Origin of the sequence: Flavobacterium sp. (assembly GCF_965277525.1) — a bacterium.
Classification (GTDB): Bacteria; Bacteroidota; Bacteroidia; order Flavobacteriales; family Flavobacteriaceae; genus Flavobacterium.
Genome location: NZ_CBDIDC010000002.1, coordinates 1,024,966 through 1,040,350, shown reverse-complemented (window position 1 = coordinate 1,040,350; position 15,385 = coordinate 1,024,966). Strand labels below are relative to the sequence as shown.

General features: G+C 36.6%; 15 protein-coding genes. 9 read left to right on the top strand and 6 right to left on the bottom strand.

Features of this window, described 5'->3' with window-relative positions:
- Position 1: 1 nt before the first annotated feature.
- Positions 2–1,153 carry an efflux RND transporter periplasmic adaptor subunit gene (locus tag ACQY44_RS06490; protein WP_428229584.1) on the bottom strand — a complete coding sequence of 384 codons (1,152 nt, stop codon included), beginning with the start codon at positions 1,151–1,153 and terminating at the stop codon, positions 2–4.
- Between the two features lie 230 nt (positions 1,154–1,383).
- Here ACQY44_RS06490 and ACQY44_RS06485 point away from each other — a divergent pair, with 230 nt between their 5' ends.
- A complete protein-coding gene (locus tag ACQY44_RS06485; RefSeq protein WP_428229583.1) occupies positions 1,384–1,863 on the top strand; it encodes a DUF1203 domain-containing protein in 480 nt (159 codons plus the stop codon).
- 154 nt (positions 1,864–2,017) lie between these two features.
- On the opposite strand, the gene ACQY44_RS06480 is transcribed toward ACQY44_RS06485, so the two are convergent.
- The 3 genes from ACQY44_RS06480 to ACQY44_RS06470 form a co-directional block, all read right to left on the bottom strand.
- Positions 2,018–2,209: a cold-shock protein gene (locus ACQY44_RS06480; protein WP_056194237.1), complete on the bottom strand. Its 192-nt coding sequence runs from the start codon at positions 2,207–2,209 to the stop codon at positions 2,018–2,020.
- Positions 2,210–2,440: 231 nt separating this feature from the next.
- Entirely contained in the window at positions 2,441–3,865 is a 1,425-nt protein-coding gene (locus ACQY44_RS06475; RefSeq protein WP_428229582.1) for a SusD/RagB family nutrient-binding outer membrane lipoprotein, read from the bottom strand.
- A 12-nt stretch (positions 3,866–3,877) separates the two neighbouring features.
- Positions 3,878–7,066: a SusC/RagA family TonB-linked outer membrane protein gene (locus tag ACQY44_RS06470; RefSeq protein ID WP_428229581.1), complete on the bottom strand. Its 3,189-nt coding sequence runs from the start codon at positions 7,064–7,066 to the stop codon at positions 3,878–3,880.
- Between the two features lie 875 nt (positions 7,067–7,941).
- Here ACQY44_RS06470 and ACQY44_RS06465 point away from each other — a divergent pair.
- The 3 genes from ACQY44_RS06465 to ACQY44_RS06455 are packed head-to-tail and all read left to right on the top strand — an operon-like array spanning position 7,942 to position 10,976.
- The gene (locus ACQY44_RS06465) at positions 7,942–8,664 is read left to right on the top strand and encodes a PIG-L deacetylase family protein (RefSeq protein WP_428229580.1); all 723 of its coding nucleotides are present in this window, start codon (positions 7,942–7,944) and stop codon (positions 8,662–8,664) included.
- Complete coding sequence (locus ACQY44_RS06460) at positions 8,661–9,803, top strand: glycosyltransferase family 4 protein (RefSeq protein ID WP_428229579.1); 1,143 nt, start codon at positions 8,661–8,663, stop codon at positions 9,801–9,803. Before ACQY44_RS06465 ends, ACQY44_RS06460 begins: the two co-directional genes overlap by 4 nt.
- Positions 9,804–9,815: 12 nt before the next feature.
- Positions 9,816–10,976: a glycoside hydrolase 100 family protein gene (locus tag ACQY44_RS06455; RefSeq protein WP_428229578.1), complete on the top strand. Its 1,161-nt coding sequence runs from the start codon at positions 9,816–9,818 to the stop codon at positions 10,974–10,976.
- A gap of 14 nt (positions 10,977–10,990) precedes the next feature.
- Here the strand turns inward: ACQY44_RS06455 and ACQY44_RS06450 are convergent, their stop codons facing one another.
- Entirely contained in the window at positions 10,991–11,593 is a 603-nt protein-coding gene (locus ACQY44_RS06450) for a 2,3-bisphosphoglycerate-dependent phosphoglycerate mutase (protein WP_428229577.1), read from the bottom strand.
- A gap of 281 nt (positions 11,594–11,874) precedes the next feature.
- Between ACQY44_RS06450 and ACQY44_RS06445 the strand changes: the two genes are divergently transcribed.
- Together ACQY44_RS06445 and ACQY44_RS06440 are read left to right on the top strand one after the other, a co-directional pair.
- Positions 11,875–12,321, top strand: coding sequence for a DUF2141 domain-containing protein (locus ACQY44_RS06445; protein WP_428229576.1), 447 nt, complete (start codon positions 11,875–11,877; stop codon positions 12,319–12,321).
- Positions 12,322–12,357: 36 nt separating this feature from the next.
- The gene (locus tag ACQY44_RS06440; protein ID WP_428229575.1) at positions 12,358–13,050 is read left to right on the top strand and encodes a DUF4397 domain-containing protein; all 693 of its coding nucleotides are present in this window, start codon (positions 12,358–12,360) and stop codon (positions 13,048–13,050) included.
- Between the two features lie 130 nt (positions 13,051–13,180).
- Here ACQY44_RS06440 and ACQY44_RS06435 read toward each other — a convergent pair whose 3' ends face one another.
- Positions 13,181–13,948: a response regulator transcription factor gene (locus ACQY44_RS06435; RefSeq protein ID WP_428229574.1), complete on the bottom strand. Its 768-nt coding sequence runs from the start codon at positions 13,946–13,948 to the stop codon at positions 13,181–13,183.
- Positions 13,949–14,108: 160 nt separating this feature from the next.
- On the opposite strand from ACQY44_RS06435, the gene ACQY44_RS06430 reads away from it, so the two are divergent.
- From ACQY44_RS06430 to ACQY44_RS06420, 3 genes are all read left to right on the top strand, one after another.
- Entirely contained in the window at positions 14,109–14,759 is a 651-nt protein-coding gene (locus tag ACQY44_RS06430; protein ID WP_428229573.1) for a DUF1349 domain-containing protein, read from the top strand.
- 85 nt (positions 14,760–14,844) lie between these two features.
- Positions 14,845–15,063 (top strand): hypothetical protein, encoded by a 219-nt coding sequence (locus ACQY44_RS06425; protein WP_428229572.1) that lies wholly within the window; start codon positions 14,845–14,847, stop codon positions 15,061–15,063.
- A gap of 5 nt (positions 15,064–15,068) precedes the next feature.
- Entirely contained in the window at positions 15,069–15,371 is a 303-nt protein-coding gene (locus ACQY44_RS06420) for a hypothetical protein (protein WP_428229571.1), read from the top strand.
- The last annotated feature ends 14 nt before the right edge of the window (positions 15,372–15,385 follow it).

Below are 15,385 nucleotides of genomic sequence, written 5' to 3'. Positions count from 1 at the left end.
CTTAGTTAGATTTGGTTTTCATGCTACTGTAAATAGCCTTTGCGTTAGCAGGTATTGGTTTTATTACGGTACTATCCGCAATGTTCAATCCGTTCAGAACAAGTTTATCTCCTGCTTTAACTCCGTCTTTGATCACTACAAAATTACCGTCGTCTGTAGGCGAAGTTGATACTGCTGTACTCATTACTTTATTTCCATTCCTTACCTGGTAAACCAATGACTTATCCTGCAATTGATAAATCGCTGTCTGTGGAGCTAACAATGCATGATCTAAATTAACAGGAATCCTAATCGTAGCACTTGCCCCATTTTGAATGAGCCCTAATTTATTGTCGAATATCGCTTTGAAGGTAGCAGTTCCGGTACTCGAGTCTATACCTCCGCTGGCAGTTTCTAATTTACCCTTTTCCGGATAAACAGTTCCATCTGCCAATACCAGTGTCACCATAGGCATATTATTTAGTTTTTCAGAAGTTGTATTCCCTTTCATGGTATTCATAAAATCCATAAGTTGTTTTTCACTAAGAGAAAAGTAGGCGAATACATTGGTAGTATTAGACATTGTCGTAAGCGGATCTGCGGCTGTACTGCTCACTAAAGCTCCAATTTTATAGGGAATAAGACCAATCGTACCACTTTGAGGACTTCGTATATAGGTATATCCCTGATTGGTCAATGCATTCGCAAGTGTCGCTTTTGCTTGTGATAAAGCGGCCTGCTGAGATTCTAGTGTATATAAGGCGGAACTCAGTTGGTATTTACTCACGATTTCCTGCTCGACTAAAGGTCTTGCTTTTTCAACGTTCATACGGGCCGTATTTACATTGGCCTCTGCAATTTTTATTGCTCCTTTAGCAGTAACAATATCCTGTTCGTATTGAGGATTTTTAATACGGAATAATAACTGTCCTTTCTTAACAGATGCTCCTTCCGGCACATAAATATCCTGGAGATAACCCGAAACCATAGGTTTGATCTCAACCACATTTTGCCCTTGTACAGAAGCTGGAAAATCATTGTAAACGGTAACCTGTCTGGGTTCCAAAGTTAAAACCTGATAACTCTGTATGGAATTTTCTTTTGGTGGTGTTTTTTTTCCATTACACGAAAATAGCACTACCGAAATAAAAAGAATAAACTTATTTTTTATCATAGTTAATGTCTTTATATTAAAATGTAATCAAATAGAATCTGGAATTTTTCAGTCATTCTCCAAATCAAAATTTTCAAGCTTTACCATTATAAAAGTAAGAATTTAATAGTTATAATTTTGAAAAAAGATTAAAAATCAATGTTTTAAAAACTTAAAATGAAATACAATTTAGCAAGAAACGGGTTTTTATGAAATCATACTAAATCTACATTCGTATAAATTCAAAAATGATGAAAAAATTTAAAATCGTTCCGTTAACAAAAGAATTCGCAAGAAAAATTCGCGAAACGAATATCGACCATTTTGGCAATAAAGTGTACGATGAGGTAGCCTCAGGAAAAGGTCCATGTCGGGTTTCACTAAGGCCTTTTACCGTTGCGGAAGACATTCGACTGGTTTTTGCATATAGTCCATTTTTGATCAACAATGCTTTTGATCAATCCGGGCCTATTTTTATTCATCAAAAGGAAGTAGAACCTTATTCCGATATTTACAATTTTCCGCCAGAAATAAAAAACGATAAAGAAAACTTTCCTTTGTCGCTCATTGGATACAGCAAAGAGCAAAAAATGATTTTTACAAAACTGGTTGGTGATCGTGATATCGATTTACTGATTGCTGAAATCTTTGAAACAGAAAACGGTATTGAATATCTTCATGCAAGAAATTCAGAAGCCTGCTGTTTTATTTGTAAAATCGAAAGAATATAGCACTCTCTATTCTAAAAATTATTTAAATAATCACTTATAAAATTGATTATTAACTCTGCAGACGGACTACTTTTAGCAGTCAATTAAATGCAATTTTTAGCAAAAAAAAAGCACCTGCCAATGACAGATGCTTTTTTTCTCTCTCCTAAATGTATTAGGCTACTACCACGTTTACAGCGTTCGGGCCTTTTTTACCTTCTGCTACGTCGTAACGTACTTCATCGTTTTCACGAATATTTTCAGATAAACCTGAAACATGAACGAAAATTTCACTTCCACCGTTCTTAGGTGTGATAAATCCAAAACCTTTTTCTTCATTAAAGAATTTTACTGTACCTTCTTGCATCTTAATAGTTATTTATTGTTGTAAATATAATAAATTTAATAGTACAAAACTGAAAAAGAACCAATTAGATATAAAAAATATCTTTAAATAAATTTAATGGCTTGCTAATCTGGTCTTTTTTTCGAATTCAACCTTTACTATTATGATCTTAATGGATCATTTTACAGTGACCGGTGTTGATTTATAGACAGGAAAAAGTGATAAAATCGACTATTCATTTCAGAATACGGTTTATTTTGCATCAAACCACAGTTTTGTAGTAAGCAAATCTTTTCCCTGAGCCAATACTGCCGCCTGGTAGCTTGTTCCGTTCAACGACTGCTCTGTACCCGGATAAAAGAAACGTGATGGTATCTGCCCGTTCAAAACAGTAGCAGGACCGGCTGTTAATACCGGATAGTCAAGTCTTCTCCACTCCACAAAAGCATCAAGACCTTGCCCGAAAAATGCAATCCATTTTTGCGTACCTATAGATTTGGCATAATTCGTTGCATCGTACTTCACACTTGTCTGATTCAGATAATTAGTAATAACTGTTGCATCTGTAATCCCAAATTGATTGAACGATGCCCTAATGGCATCTTTATAAAGTTGCTCTGCATCTCCGGCAATATAGCCACGCGCAACGGCTTCAGAAAGATTGAACAATGTTTCTGAATAAGAAACAATTACGGCCGGTGAAGTCGAAGTTAAGAAATAACTACCTGGTTTCGATGTTTTAGCAAAACCCTGACTATTGGCATCACTGTTTGATAATCCATTAGCACCTCCAACGTATTTACCTACAGTCGCGTCTGACGGCAACTGAGCATAAACAGGTAAACGTGGATCCGAAAACTCATTTAGCTTATCAACCATCGTCTTAGAAATACGAAAATCATCACGAGTTTCGAACCAGGCCGAAGCAGGATTTTGTTGAGGCGAACTAATATAAGTAAACTTAAAAGTATCATTATTACTGCTCAATACTCCGGCAGCATCACTTGTTGCTTCAATCGCAGCTTGCTTCGCTAAAGCAGGTTCTTTGTCAGAAATTCTCAAGGCAATACGCAAACGAAGCGAGTTTACCAGTTTTTTCCATTTTGAAATATCTCCTTTATAAGCCAAATCACCGGTTACAGTTCCGTTTGCCGGGTTTAATAAGGACTGGGCTTGTTTTAAATCTTCCAGTAATCCGGTATATACTTCTTTTTGAGTATTATATGCCGGTGTCACTTTAAGGCCGGCTTCTTTATAAGGAATGCTTCCGTAAGCATCCGTCAACAATAAGAATGTCCATGAACGCAGTGTTAATGCAATCCCTTTATAATTTGAATTGGCCTGTTGATCTGAGAATTTCAGAATTGTATTCAAATCCGTGATCAAAGTTGCATATCCCGTATTCCATAACGTTACGAATGAAGTGTTGGATACATCATACCTGTCCGGCTCCGTATATTGAATTTTAGCCCAATGCTGAACAAATAACAAAGACGAGTTAAAGTTATTATCTGATCCCCAATAGATATCAGCGCCCTGCTTTAATGATCCTGTTAACAGGTAAGGCGCTAATGGTGTTTCGGTTGCGTTTGGATTTTTATTAATTTCATCCAGACTGTCGCTGCAAGAGACCAATGATACTGCAAACAGCGTTATATAAGCTAGTTTTTTTAGCATGATTTCGTGTTTTTAAAATTTAAGATTAACATTAAGACTAAAGCTTCTGGTGGTTGGCAAAGCTAAACTCTCTAATCCTTGACCATTTCCTGTATTGAAAGCTGATTCAGGATCGATATTAGGCACGTCTTTGTAGATAAAAAACAAATTACGACCTACTGCAGTGACACTTGCACCTTGAAAACCTAACTTCTTAGCAAATGCTTTATTGAAATTGTATGCCAGTTTTACTTCTCTTAGTTTTACAAATGTTGAGCTGTAAATATAAGCTTCGCTGATATTGTAAGATGCTTTATAATATTCCTGTGCGCTAAGTACTGAAGTGTTTGGAGTTCCATCAGCGTATACTCCCTTAAAGATCATTCCATCATCATATACGGGAACTCCGCCAGGAGCAGCAGCACCATTTGGAAGCAAGGTTTTTGTAGTACCTGTCACATAATAATTTAATCCACCATTTGCAGCATCACGACCTGGCATCGTTTGATCTAATACACCAGTATAATTACCTGTTCTGTTAGTTCCTGAAAAAAGTTCTCCACCTACACGGGCATCAACAAGAAATGAAAGTTCCAGATTTTTGTACGTTAATGTGTTGGAAATACCACCTAAAAAGTCCGGAGTATAGTGTCCTAAAACTTTCTTTGTTGGATCAGCTTGAGGCAACCCGTTCGCTCCTACTATTATATTTCCATTTGTATCGCGCAGATAAGCCGTGCCGTAAAGTGCACCATAGGCTTGTCCTACAGATGCCAATACATCAACACCTCCTGAAGTAGCAATAGTGTAGTTTTGAATCTGTTTTTCATAATCAAGAACATCTACTTTGCTTATATTTCTTGAATAATTTACGCCTACATTCCATTTAAAATCACGCGTTTGGATGGGGCTTCCGTCCAATTGAACCTCTATACCATGGTTGTTTATTTTACCGGCATTGATTAATTGTGAATTATAACCGCTCGCAGTAGTTGTTTTGATCTCCAGAATCTGGTCAAAACTATTGGTGTTATAATAAGCAACATCAAGATGCAGCCTGTTTTTCCAGAAAGAAGATTCCAGCCCCACCTCAGTAGAACGGGTAGTCTCCGGCTTAAGGTTCTCATTCAGTTTCTTTTTAGAAGAGGTTTGAATCGGGTTTCCGTCGAATGCAGTCTGAAAATCGTAAACCGTAGCCAATTGATACGGATCTGCATCGTTACCCACTTCAGACCAGCCTCCACGTAGTTTTAAGAAGTCCAGCGTATTACTTTTCAGATTCAATGCATCAGACAATACTAAACTACCACTAACAGAAGGATAGAAATAAGAACGGTTGCTGCTTGGCAATGTCGATGACCAGTCATTACGTCCGGTTACATTCAAAAATGCATAGTTTTTATAGCCTAACTGTGCAGAAGCATATACACTGTATACCTTTAATTCTGAGTAATAATTTGATGAAGTCAACGGATCACGCGAATTGGTCAGGGTGTACAAATCAGGAACGGCCAAACGTGGCGCTTTTTGATAATTGTTGGCATCACTGTGGTTACGTTCGTTGAATCCGGCAAGAGCATCTACACTAAAATCGTCATTCACTTTTTTCGTATAGGTAAAGATACCTTCCGTGTTTCTTTCGTCTACCGTGTAAGCATCTTCAGCATACGATCCAAAAGGAGTTCCGTTAGTACCATATTTAATCTCGTATTTTCTACGATCGTTATAGTAGTCAACTCCCGTACGGAATTTAAAAAGAAGACCGTCTGCCAGTTTTGCTTCTAAATGGATATCTCCTATAAAACGATTACGTTGTTGGCTTGTCGTATTATAATAAGCATTCCAATATGGGTTGCTATAGTAACTGTTGTTCCAGTTAACATCTCTGTTATCTCTAAGTGCATCCGTATCTACCTGACGTCCGAACCAAAGAAACTGTAACATTACACCTGCAGCACGGTTACCTGTTGGTCCACCTGGCAAAGTTGGAGCAGTTGTAACAATATAATTTGCTGTTACCCCTACTTTTATACTTTTGGATATTTGGTAATTCGTATTAACCGTAAAATTTGTTTTGTTTATTTCACTGTTAGGTACTGTTCCTAATTGTTTTTGATTGTTTATTCCTAAACGGAAATCTGATTTATCATCTGATTTGGCGATCGAAATACTGTTATCATAAGTAAGACCAGTATTAAAAAAGTTCTTCACATTATCAGGGTGCGCTACAAAAGGAACTGCTACCCCATTTGAATTGAACTGAGGAATAAGGCGTCCGTCTAATTTTGGTCCCCAACTTTCATCAACACCATCATTAATTCCGCCTCCTTTACCATCTACATAGCTAAATTTTCCGTTTGATCCTTGTCCAAATGAATTTTGAAATCTAGGCAAAGTGGCAACCTGAGAAACCGTGATACCTGAGTTGAAGCTTATGCCCAATCCTTGTTGGCTTCTTCCTGATTTTGTAGTAATAAGAACAACACCATGTGCAGCACGTGATCCGTAAAGGGCTGCGGCATTTGGTCCTTTTAGTACTGTTAATGTTTCAATGTCCTGAGGATTCAGGTCGGAAACTGCATTTCTGAAATCCCGAGAAGCAGCTGATCCTCCTGCAGAGTTCAATTGTGAGTTGTCTACCGGAACTCCATCAACAACAAATAATGGCTGGTTATTTCCTGATATAGAGGTTTCACCACGAATAATAATACGGGAAGATCCCATATCTCCTTGTGAATTGGTGATACGTACTCCCGCTAATTTACCACTAAGACCATTTAAGAAATTCGTTTCTTTTGTTTCAGATAACTCCTTTCCTTTAAGTGCCTGAGTAGTATAACCTAAAGATTTCTTTTCTTTCGTAATCCCTAGTGCGGTAACTACTACTTCTGACAATGCATTTTGCTCTTCAGTAAGGCTAACAGTAATTGGGTTTGAATTGACTACAATTTCCGCTTTTTTATATCCTAAAAAACTTACTATTAAGGTATAAGGGAATTTTTGCCCTGTTTGAAAATGAAATTTTCCATCAAAATCTGTTACAGCCCCGTGTGTAGTTCCTTTAATGTTTATCGAAGCGCCTATAACAGGCTCTTTTGTAACAGCATCGATTACTGTACCGTCGAGTTTTGACTGGATTAAAGCCTTGTTTTCTTGCGCTTTAGCTCCTATTGAAATCAACAAAATGCATAAAAATGCATATCTATTTAATTTTTTTTTCATTACTTTGTTTTGGTTTAATAAATAAGGCGAGTCGACTATAGATTTACTCTACTCTCGCTTTCCTTATAGAGATGAACAATTTCTTTAAGCTTCACCATTTCTGCTGCAACAGAAATGGTCTTTTTTTTTATCGGCTACACATTCGTTTTTTCATTTTTATTTATTTTGAATTACTATTATTTAAATTGGTATCTACAAGATTTCAACCCTAAAATGAAGGATCCGTCTTATTGAAAATTGATATGATTTTAGAGATTGAAGAATTTTTTAACAGTGAAAACTCATATGGCATAAATTGCGAAATAGTTCTTACCTGTTCAAAAATGAAATGTATTTGATAATCTTATTCTTTTGTATTTAATTTACTTTTAAACCCTACTAATTTGGTAGAACAAAAGTATATTAAAAATAGTAACACAAAAAATTTAATTGTTTTTTTTGTAAAAAAAATGTTAATTAAAATTTTAGTAAAATTTTAAATCACTAAAAACAAGACAATTATCCTATAATGAGATTTTTCCTTTGTGTAAGATTTTTTTTAAACCCGTAAGGTCAATTACAAATATCCATCCTTTTTTAAAGCCTTTTATTAGAGAATGAAATACCATTATCACTGCATTTAGTGTAGTTATTTGACTATTTTTTGCATTATCACTTAAAGAGATTTACTTGTTTACACAGTGATAGTACAGCATAAATCCTATATAAAAACTAATTGTAAGCCCTTTGAATTTTATATCCATACAAATGCTATAATCCGATATGGGCTTAAAAACATTTTGCGAAAAATTCATTTGTTTGCTCTTATTCCAGAAAGATAGCCTTTGTCAAACAGTCCGAACAAAAAATAAAACAAGGAAGTTTGAGTTCAAAAAATGAAAGTTAAAAATGACAAAAAAGATTTTATTACTAATTCATTTAGTGTATCTTTCATATTGATTTCTAACATCTTACTTATGGAAATACAGGGACAGAAAAAGAAGGTAGCAGTAATTGTAGCTCATCCTGACGATGAAACCTTATGGGCAGGAGGACTACTTCTTAATAATCCTGATTGGGACTGCTTCATAGTCTGTCTGTGTAGAAAATATGATCCGGACAGATCTCCCAAATTTTACAAAGTCCTTGACGCACTTCACTCTACAGGTACAATGGGTGATCTCGATGACGGACCCACTCAGGTTCCTCAGAACAAACAAGAAATTGATAGTCTCATACTGCAACTGCTTCCTGATATTGAATATGATCTTATTCTTACCCATAATCCATTAGGCGAATATACCCGACACCTTAGACATGAGGAAACTGGTATTGCTGTACTAAGCCTTTGGTGCGAAGGCAAAATTTCGTCCGGGGAACTCATGATATTCGCTTACGAAGATCACAATAAACAATATTATCCTAAAGCTATCCCTCTGGCAGACATTCAATTGGTACTCCCCGATGATTTATGGCAGAAGAAGTATGAAATAATGACTCAAATATATGGCTTTACCCCAGATAGCTGGGAAGCAAACACAACACCTAAAATTGAAGCGTACTGGAAATTTACGGATAAAAAAGACGCGTTGAAGTGGCTAAAAAAAACAAAACTATGAAAGTACTTTTATTATACGATTACCCACCTGCACCAGGTGGTTTAGCTACTCAGGGAGATCTTCTCTATAAAGGGTTATTGGCCAATGGTGTAGAAGCTCACGGAGTACATCTCGAATCAGAACTTGAGAAGCAATGGTATTACAACTGGTTTAAACCTGATGTTGTAGTAGGTATTGGCTACTGGGGGCATACTCCTCAAGTGGTCCTGCATCCTCAAAAAAATGGTATTACCGCTGTACCCTGGCTGGTAGCAGACGGCTACATTGCCAATTATCAAGATGTATTAAACAAGTTGCCGCTGATATTAGTCACTTCTCATTGGGTAAAAGAAATGTACGTACGAGATGGTATTAGTGGTGATAATATTGAAGTCCTTCCTGTAGGTTGCAATACCGATACTTTCAACCCCTATCTTAAAAATGATCCAAAAGTACTCGCTGCACGCCAGGCACTTGGGATCGCTCCGGAAGAACTGTTACTGCTTACCATTGGCGGGGACGCAGCGTCAAAAGGTGCCAGGGAGGTGATGCAGGCCCTTGCTGTAGCAGGAAAAGATTTGCCGCCATGGAAATACGTTTGCAAAGTCTGGCCACAGCCCAGAACCGCACTTCAGAATAGCCTGGATCAAAAACTAGCGGAAGAACTGGGAATTAGTAACAACGTAATGTTTCAAACCAATATAACCTCCAGAGAGTTTATCCCTTATTTATTAAATGCTTGCGACATTTATGCAGCCCCTTCCCGACTTGAAGGATTTGGAATGCCTCAGGTAGAAGCAGGTGCCTGTGGCAAACCGGTAATTGGAATAAAAGCAATGGGAATGCTCGACACGCTCATCGATAACCAAACCGCATGTCTGGCTGGCATTGATCAAAGAATAGTAGTAAATGAAGTAACCTTGGGTCCTGAATCCGGCTACGAGGAAAATAAACGTATCGTATTTGATGAACCCAGAACGGTGGATTACCGGGCGAATGTTACCGATATTAAAGATTCCCTGATTAAATTAATGGGCAATAAAGAACTACGGGAACAAATGGGAGAAGCCGGCAGGCAGCGGGCTGTTGAACATTTTGATTACAGGGTCGTAGCTGCAAAATTTATAAAAATCATCAATGAAAGACTCCAAATATATTAAATCCCACACATCATGGATAAAAGAAACTGGATAGAAATAGAACAAGCAAAGGATGCCGCTTTAGAAGTATTGCTGCACAATGTAAAAGGCCCGTTTGACGGGCTTCCAAGAACTGCCGCATGGGGATATCCCGAGCCTTATACCCGGGATTTAATGATTTCTGTTCTCGGGGTTGCAGTATCAAAAAATGAAGATTTGATAGCTGCGATGGAGAAAACTCTTTTAACACTCTCTAAAAATCAGTCTGTCAGAGGACACATTCCATCTTTAGTACACGATCCTGAAAATCGGGGAGCAAGTGATACAACACCCTTGTTTTTATTGGCAACGGGTGTTTTTAGAAAATTAACCGGTAAAAAAGATTTTTTGAATAATGAAGTCCAAAAGGCATTAACCTGGATGGAATACCAAAGTCCCGGCGATGATTATCTTGTTGCCCAGCAGCCCACAAGTGACTGGCGTGATGAACAATGGGTGTTGGGCTACGGTATTTACGTTAACACCTTAACATACAGTTATCTAAAAATGTTGGGACATAACGAAAGAGCACTCGGACTACAAGAGGCAATGGAGCATTTTACCATTACGACCCCAACAATTCCTGAACATCTTCACGAAGGTATGTTATTGAAGCAAAAACCTTATTACGCCCTATGGTCGTATAAAATATACAATAGCGAACGATTTGATCTTTTAGGCAATAGTCTGGCTATTCTCTCAGGTCTTGCTTCCCAAAAAAGAGCACATGAAATTGTAAAATGGATAGAAAATGACTGTGAAAGGATGATACAAAATAAAGATTTAGCAATTCACCTCGCTCCTAATTTTTTCCCTTTTATCTTGCCTGAAGATCCGGACTGGATATCGAGATATGAACAATTTAACCTTCCCGGAGATTATCATAATGGCGGATTATGGCCTTTTATCTCGTCCCTTCATATAGCAGCCCTTGTAAAAGCGGGAGAACCAGAATTAGCAAAAGAAAAATTATTTCTTCTTACTGACCTGGTTAAAAAATCAAGAAACAAAGAACTCAAATATGGTTTTAATGAATGGTACAAAGCTCAGGATGGCGAGCCTATGGGGCAGGACTGGCAGAGCTGGTCTGCTGCTCTTTATCTCTATGCGGCAGAATGCGTACAGACCAATAGTACACCTTTTTTTATATTCTAATCAGAAGGCAACTATCATAAATCCTTAACATTAGACAGCTGTAAATTAGCATCAAAAGTATATACCCTGGGGATACCAGTCGCAATATTTACTTTGACAATATCAAGTGGGTTAATGTTTTCAAGGTACATCATTAGAGATCTCAGGCTATTACCATGGGCTACCAGCAAAACGTTTTGCCCTGTTTTTAATTTGGGTTCTATTTCAGTTTTATAATACGGCACCACGCGGTTGTAGGTATCTAAAAGACTTTCACCACCCGGAGGGCAAACATCGTAACTTCTTCTCCAGATTTCAACCTGAGCCAAACCATACTTTTGTGCTGTTTCTTCTTTATTGAGTCCTTGCAAATTACCGTACATGCGCTCATTAAACGCCTTGTTTTTTACAACAGGAATCGTTACACCCATTTCTGTCAGGATAATCTGAAGGCTTTCTTCTGCCCTTATCAGCATAGAGGTATAGGCAATATCAAAGACATACCCTATCAGTTTTTGCCCGGCAAGTTTTGCCTGCTCTTTTCCAAGGGCTGTTAGCGGGATATCCAGAATTCCGGTAAAACGATTCTCTAAATTATAAAGAGACTGACCATGTCTGACAAAGATTAATTGTGCCATTTTTTTTCTTTAAAAGCCATATCAAAGCTAAGCTAAAAATAGCATAAAATGAATAATTCTTTTCTGATAGTAAGACAAATTTCACATAAGTCTTTTCTATTGCCTTATCATCCTTTATCAAAATTTAATTCTAAAAGTTAGCCTCGAAAACGCCTACTTCTTTTAATAATTATCTCTTCGTACGGTTCCCCCTTAATATTGTCCGTTTCAGTTTATTCTTTATGTCTTTTAAGCAATTACTCTGCTACTTTCGCACCGTAACATCTTAAAAATCTAAAATAATGATTCCAATAAAGATTCCGCTATCAGGCTGGTTCATGCTCATGATCAGCATTTTATCCCTTACCAATTCTTACGGACAAAATACCAGTATTAAAATTTCAGGAATCCGTTCTGAAAAAGGACAAATTATAATCAATGTATTCAGAAACAGTACAGATTACGAACAGGGAAAAGTTTCCAAAAAATTAATCTTTCCAAAAAAATCAGCTGATAACGAACTTATGATTCTTAATTGTGATCTCGAACCCAGAATTTACGGTATTACACTTATTGATGATGAAAATAAAAATGGAGCACTCAACAAAAACATCATCGGCATACCAAAAGAAGGTTTTGGCTTCTCTAATTTTTTTATGGAAAAAATGAAAAAACCTTCTTTTGATGATTTTAAAATCACGGTAAAAAAACAAGACAACAAAATTAGCATTAAGGTAAAATACATATAATGCTACAAAACAAATTAAAACCAAATATTAAAATTTATGAAAACGAAAACACTCTCTATTAAATTGATTATTATGAAAGTAATCGCTATAATCGCATTACTGTTTTTATCTTCATGCGATAATAACCAAATAGATCCTTTTGGTGCTGCACGCCTCAAAGTTGTAAACGCTGCACCCAACTCAGGTTCTCAAAAATTTGTGATGGCCAATATCCCTTACATTGGTAATCTGAATTATTTAGAACATTCAGTATCCTACCATGATGTTGCCTCGGGAAATAAGCTGGTAAGCCAGTTTAGAGATCAAAATGATAATGATTTGTATGCTACTGAAGAGCTTAATCTGGGAGATGACAGAAGATATACTGTCTATCTCACCGGAGAATCGAGAGACGATGCAGAAGTGAGACTATACGAGGATAATATAACGACACCCACAAGTGGAAAAGCGAAAGTAAAATTTATTCATTTAAGTAGTGGAGCTCCTGCCAATATTGATTTTCTGGATGCACAAGGCAACAATCTTGCGCTAAATCTTGTTCGCTACAACCAAAGCAGTTACACTGAAATTAATGCCGGTGCCTTGGGTATACAGGTTCGTGGTACCGGGGGATCTGAAATTTTGGCAACTCTTCCGGCTACTGATTTTACTGCCGGAAAAGTCTACACCGTTTTTATAGCAGGATCTTCCGCATCAGGATATACAATCAAACAGCTATCACATAATTAACTTTGACAGCAAAAATAATGTCTGTGTTATTTGAATCTAAAAATCAATAAGAACCACAAAAGTGAAATCCCATTTCATAAGAAACGGGATTTTATTTTATGCTTTTTATGATCAAGAGAATCGAATTCTGTTATAACAAATTTAAAGCGTCTGCGGTCCGGACTGCTTCAATAGAATTATTTACCTGAAGTTTTTCTAATATATTCTGCCTGTGCCTGTTTACTGTATTAATACTAATATTTAACTGAGCGGCAATTCCTTTACTGATTTCTCCTTTACTAATTAATAATAAAATTTCTTTTTCACGTAAAGTCAGTAAATTGATACAGTTGACATAAGTGTCAACGTGAAAACTTTCACCTGTTTTAGTATTCACAATTTTCCCATCAATACCGGTTGCAGTTGTCTGTTTTTCAAATAGATAATTGTAGAGGCAAACTGCCAGCCATAAACCGCCTTCTGAACTGTTTTTGAGATAAAAGCTGCGATGTAAAATACGCTGATATTCCTTTTTAGCATTCAAAGTCCTGATTTTGCATTTAGTAGCATAACTGAGTCTTTCTTCAGGTGCTAAAGTCTTGAGAAAATTAAAAAACTCCAACTCTAAAAGATGTCTTTCAAAAAGGTCTTCGGGATGAATACGCTGATAAATATCCTCTTCCCAAATAGAATCAATGGTTAGATAGCCAGAAATATCCATTTCAAAAAAACGCCCAAAATCACCTGTAAAAATATAGCTTTTATTGTCTGCGAGATCTGACAGTACTGCTACCGAATGATCCATTTTCACATATTCTTTCATCATACTGATAGCGTCCTTCAGCGCTTCCTTGCGCGTATCCGGGCTATCGATACATTCAAAAGAAAATTTATCTTCTAATTTCGAGATGGGATTCATAACCGTAATTCATTTATCTCTATGAGATTGCTTACTATAGAGATCGCTAAAATTAGAAAATTATTTGATACTACTGCAAAATGGTTATAAATAACTATTGTTGGAAAAATTACGAATGCCCTACTTTGTAGCTTATTAATAAAATTCAAATTTAAAAATCATGAAGAAAATGCACTTCGTTTTAATCTTTATAGGGATTATAGCTGCAAAAGGAAATGCGCAAAAATTAAATGCAATGAACTGGCTGAATGAGCCGGCTGAGTGGGAAGTAAAAGACAACAAACTCATTATGCAGGTTACACCTCAATCTGATTATTGGAACAAAAGTCATTACGGATTTACTGTATACGACGGGCCATTTCGCTATACAGAAAGAAGCGGTGAATTTGAGGCTGTTGTAAAAATGAGCGGAGTTTATAAAACCAGATTCGACCAGGTTTGCCTGATGCTAAGAATAGATGAAAATAATTATATCAAAACAGGTGTCGAATATGTAGACGGCGTTTACAATATTAGTACAGTTCACACAATCGATAAAAGTTCCTGGAGTGTAATGGGATTAAAAGAAAAACCTAAAAATGTCTGGATGAAAGCGGTACGCCGACTGGATGCAGTAGAAATTTTTTATTCTATCGATGGCATCAACTACACTATGACCAATACAGTCTATTTTCCGGAACATAAAACGGTGCAGGTGGGTATGATGGCCGCCAGCCCGGATGGAAAAGGCTTTACGGCTACCTTTGAAGATTTTAAAATTACGCATCTTCCGGATCAAAGACGTTTAGAATGGCTAAAGAATAACCAATAATCTCTTTAGTGTAACATTTAAAAAAATGTGCAGTCTCTCCTATTGTATCCCCAATCCCTAACTGAGCAAAAAATAAACTCGCATCATGAGCACAAAATTTTTATTATACCTAATAGTAACCCTCCTTGCACTTTGTCAAAAGGCTTTTTGCCAACAAAAACAAGCAGGCTCAATTCATGAATCAATCAAGATAGAAACAGATCATATTTTTGACAAGCTCGTTGACTTTAGGAGCGACCTACATGAAAATCCGGTATTAGGATATGAAAATATTTTTTCTGTAAATGATAATACCCAAAAATAAAAACAATGAAGAGTAAACAGTTAATACAACGTTTTATAAAAATGACTTCTACTTTTCAAAAAAAAATAAAACGAATGAGAGATAAAGATAAATTCCTGGAGGTTTTAGTAAAAAGTAACGGGCACCATAATGCAATAGATCTTGGTGCACAAATTGGCCTTGATGAAAACACTACTATGGAAATCATTATGCAACTTCTCGCTGAATACAAAATAGAATATGCTGTAAATGGCGTTTGTGACTATAGCTTAATGAGAAGTCAAAACCGGGTGAAAAGATCTGACAAACAAAAGAATTTCATTTATTAGATCTTCGCTATTAT

Coding starts and splice junctions, on each gene's coding strand:
- ACQY44_RS06470 (WP_428229581.1), bottom strand. CDS start 7,066: ATGAAAAAAAAATTAAATAGATATGCATTTTTATGCATTTTGTTGATT.
- ACQY44_RS06440 (WP_428229575.1), top strand. CDS start 12,358: ATGAAAACGAAAACACTCTCTATTAAATTGATTATTATGAAAGTAATC.
- ACQY44_RS06485 (WP_428229583.1), top strand. CDS start 1,384: ATGAAAAAATTTAAAATCGTTCCGTTAACAAAAGAATTCGCAAGAAAA.
- ACQY44_RS06425 (WP_428229572.1), top strand. CDS start 14,845: ATGAGCACAAAATTTTTATTATACCTAATAGTAACCCTCCTTGCACTT.
- ACQY44_RS06450 (WP_428229577.1), bottom strand. CDS start 11,593: ATGGCACAATTAATCTTTGTCAGACATGGTCAGTCTCTTTATAATTTA.
- ACQY44_RS06435 (WP_428229574.1), bottom strand. CDS start 13,948: ATGAATCCCATCTCGAAATTAGAAGATAAATTTTCTTTTGAATGTATC.
- ACQY44_RS06480 (WP_056194237.1), bottom strand. CDS start 2,209: ATGCAAGAAGGTACAGTAAAATTCTTTAATGAAGAAAAAGGTTTTGGA.
- ACQY44_RS06420 (WP_428229571.1), top strand. CDS start 15,069: ATGAAGAGTAAACAGTTAATACAACGTTTTATAAAAATGACTTCTACT.
- ACQY44_RS06445 (WP_428229576.1), top strand. CDS start 11,875: ATGATTCCAATAAAGATTCCGCTATCAGGCTGGTTCATGCTCATGATC.
- ACQY44_RS06455 (WP_428229578.1), top strand. CDS start 9,816: ATGGATAAAAGAAACTGGATAGAAATAGAACAAGCAAAGGATGCCGCT.
- ACQY44_RS06475 (WP_428229582.1), bottom strand. CDS start 3,865: ATGCTAAAAAAACTAGCTTATATAACGCTGTTTGCAGTATCATTGGTC.
- ACQY44_RS06465 (WP_428229580.1), top strand. CDS start 7,942: ATGAAAGTTAAAAATGACAAAAAAGATTTTATTACTAATTCATTTAGT.
- ACQY44_RS06460 (WP_428229579.1), top strand. CDS start 8,661: ATGAAAGTACTTTTATTATACGATTACCCACCTGCACCAGGTGGTTTA.
- ACQY44_RS06490 (WP_428229584.1), bottom strand. CDS start 1,153: ATGATAAAAAATAAGTTTATTCTTTTTATTTCGGTAGTGCTATTTTCG.
- ACQY44_RS06430 (WP_428229573.1), top strand. CDS start 14,109: ATGAAGAAAATGCACTTCGTTTTAATCTTTATAGGGATTATAGCTGCA.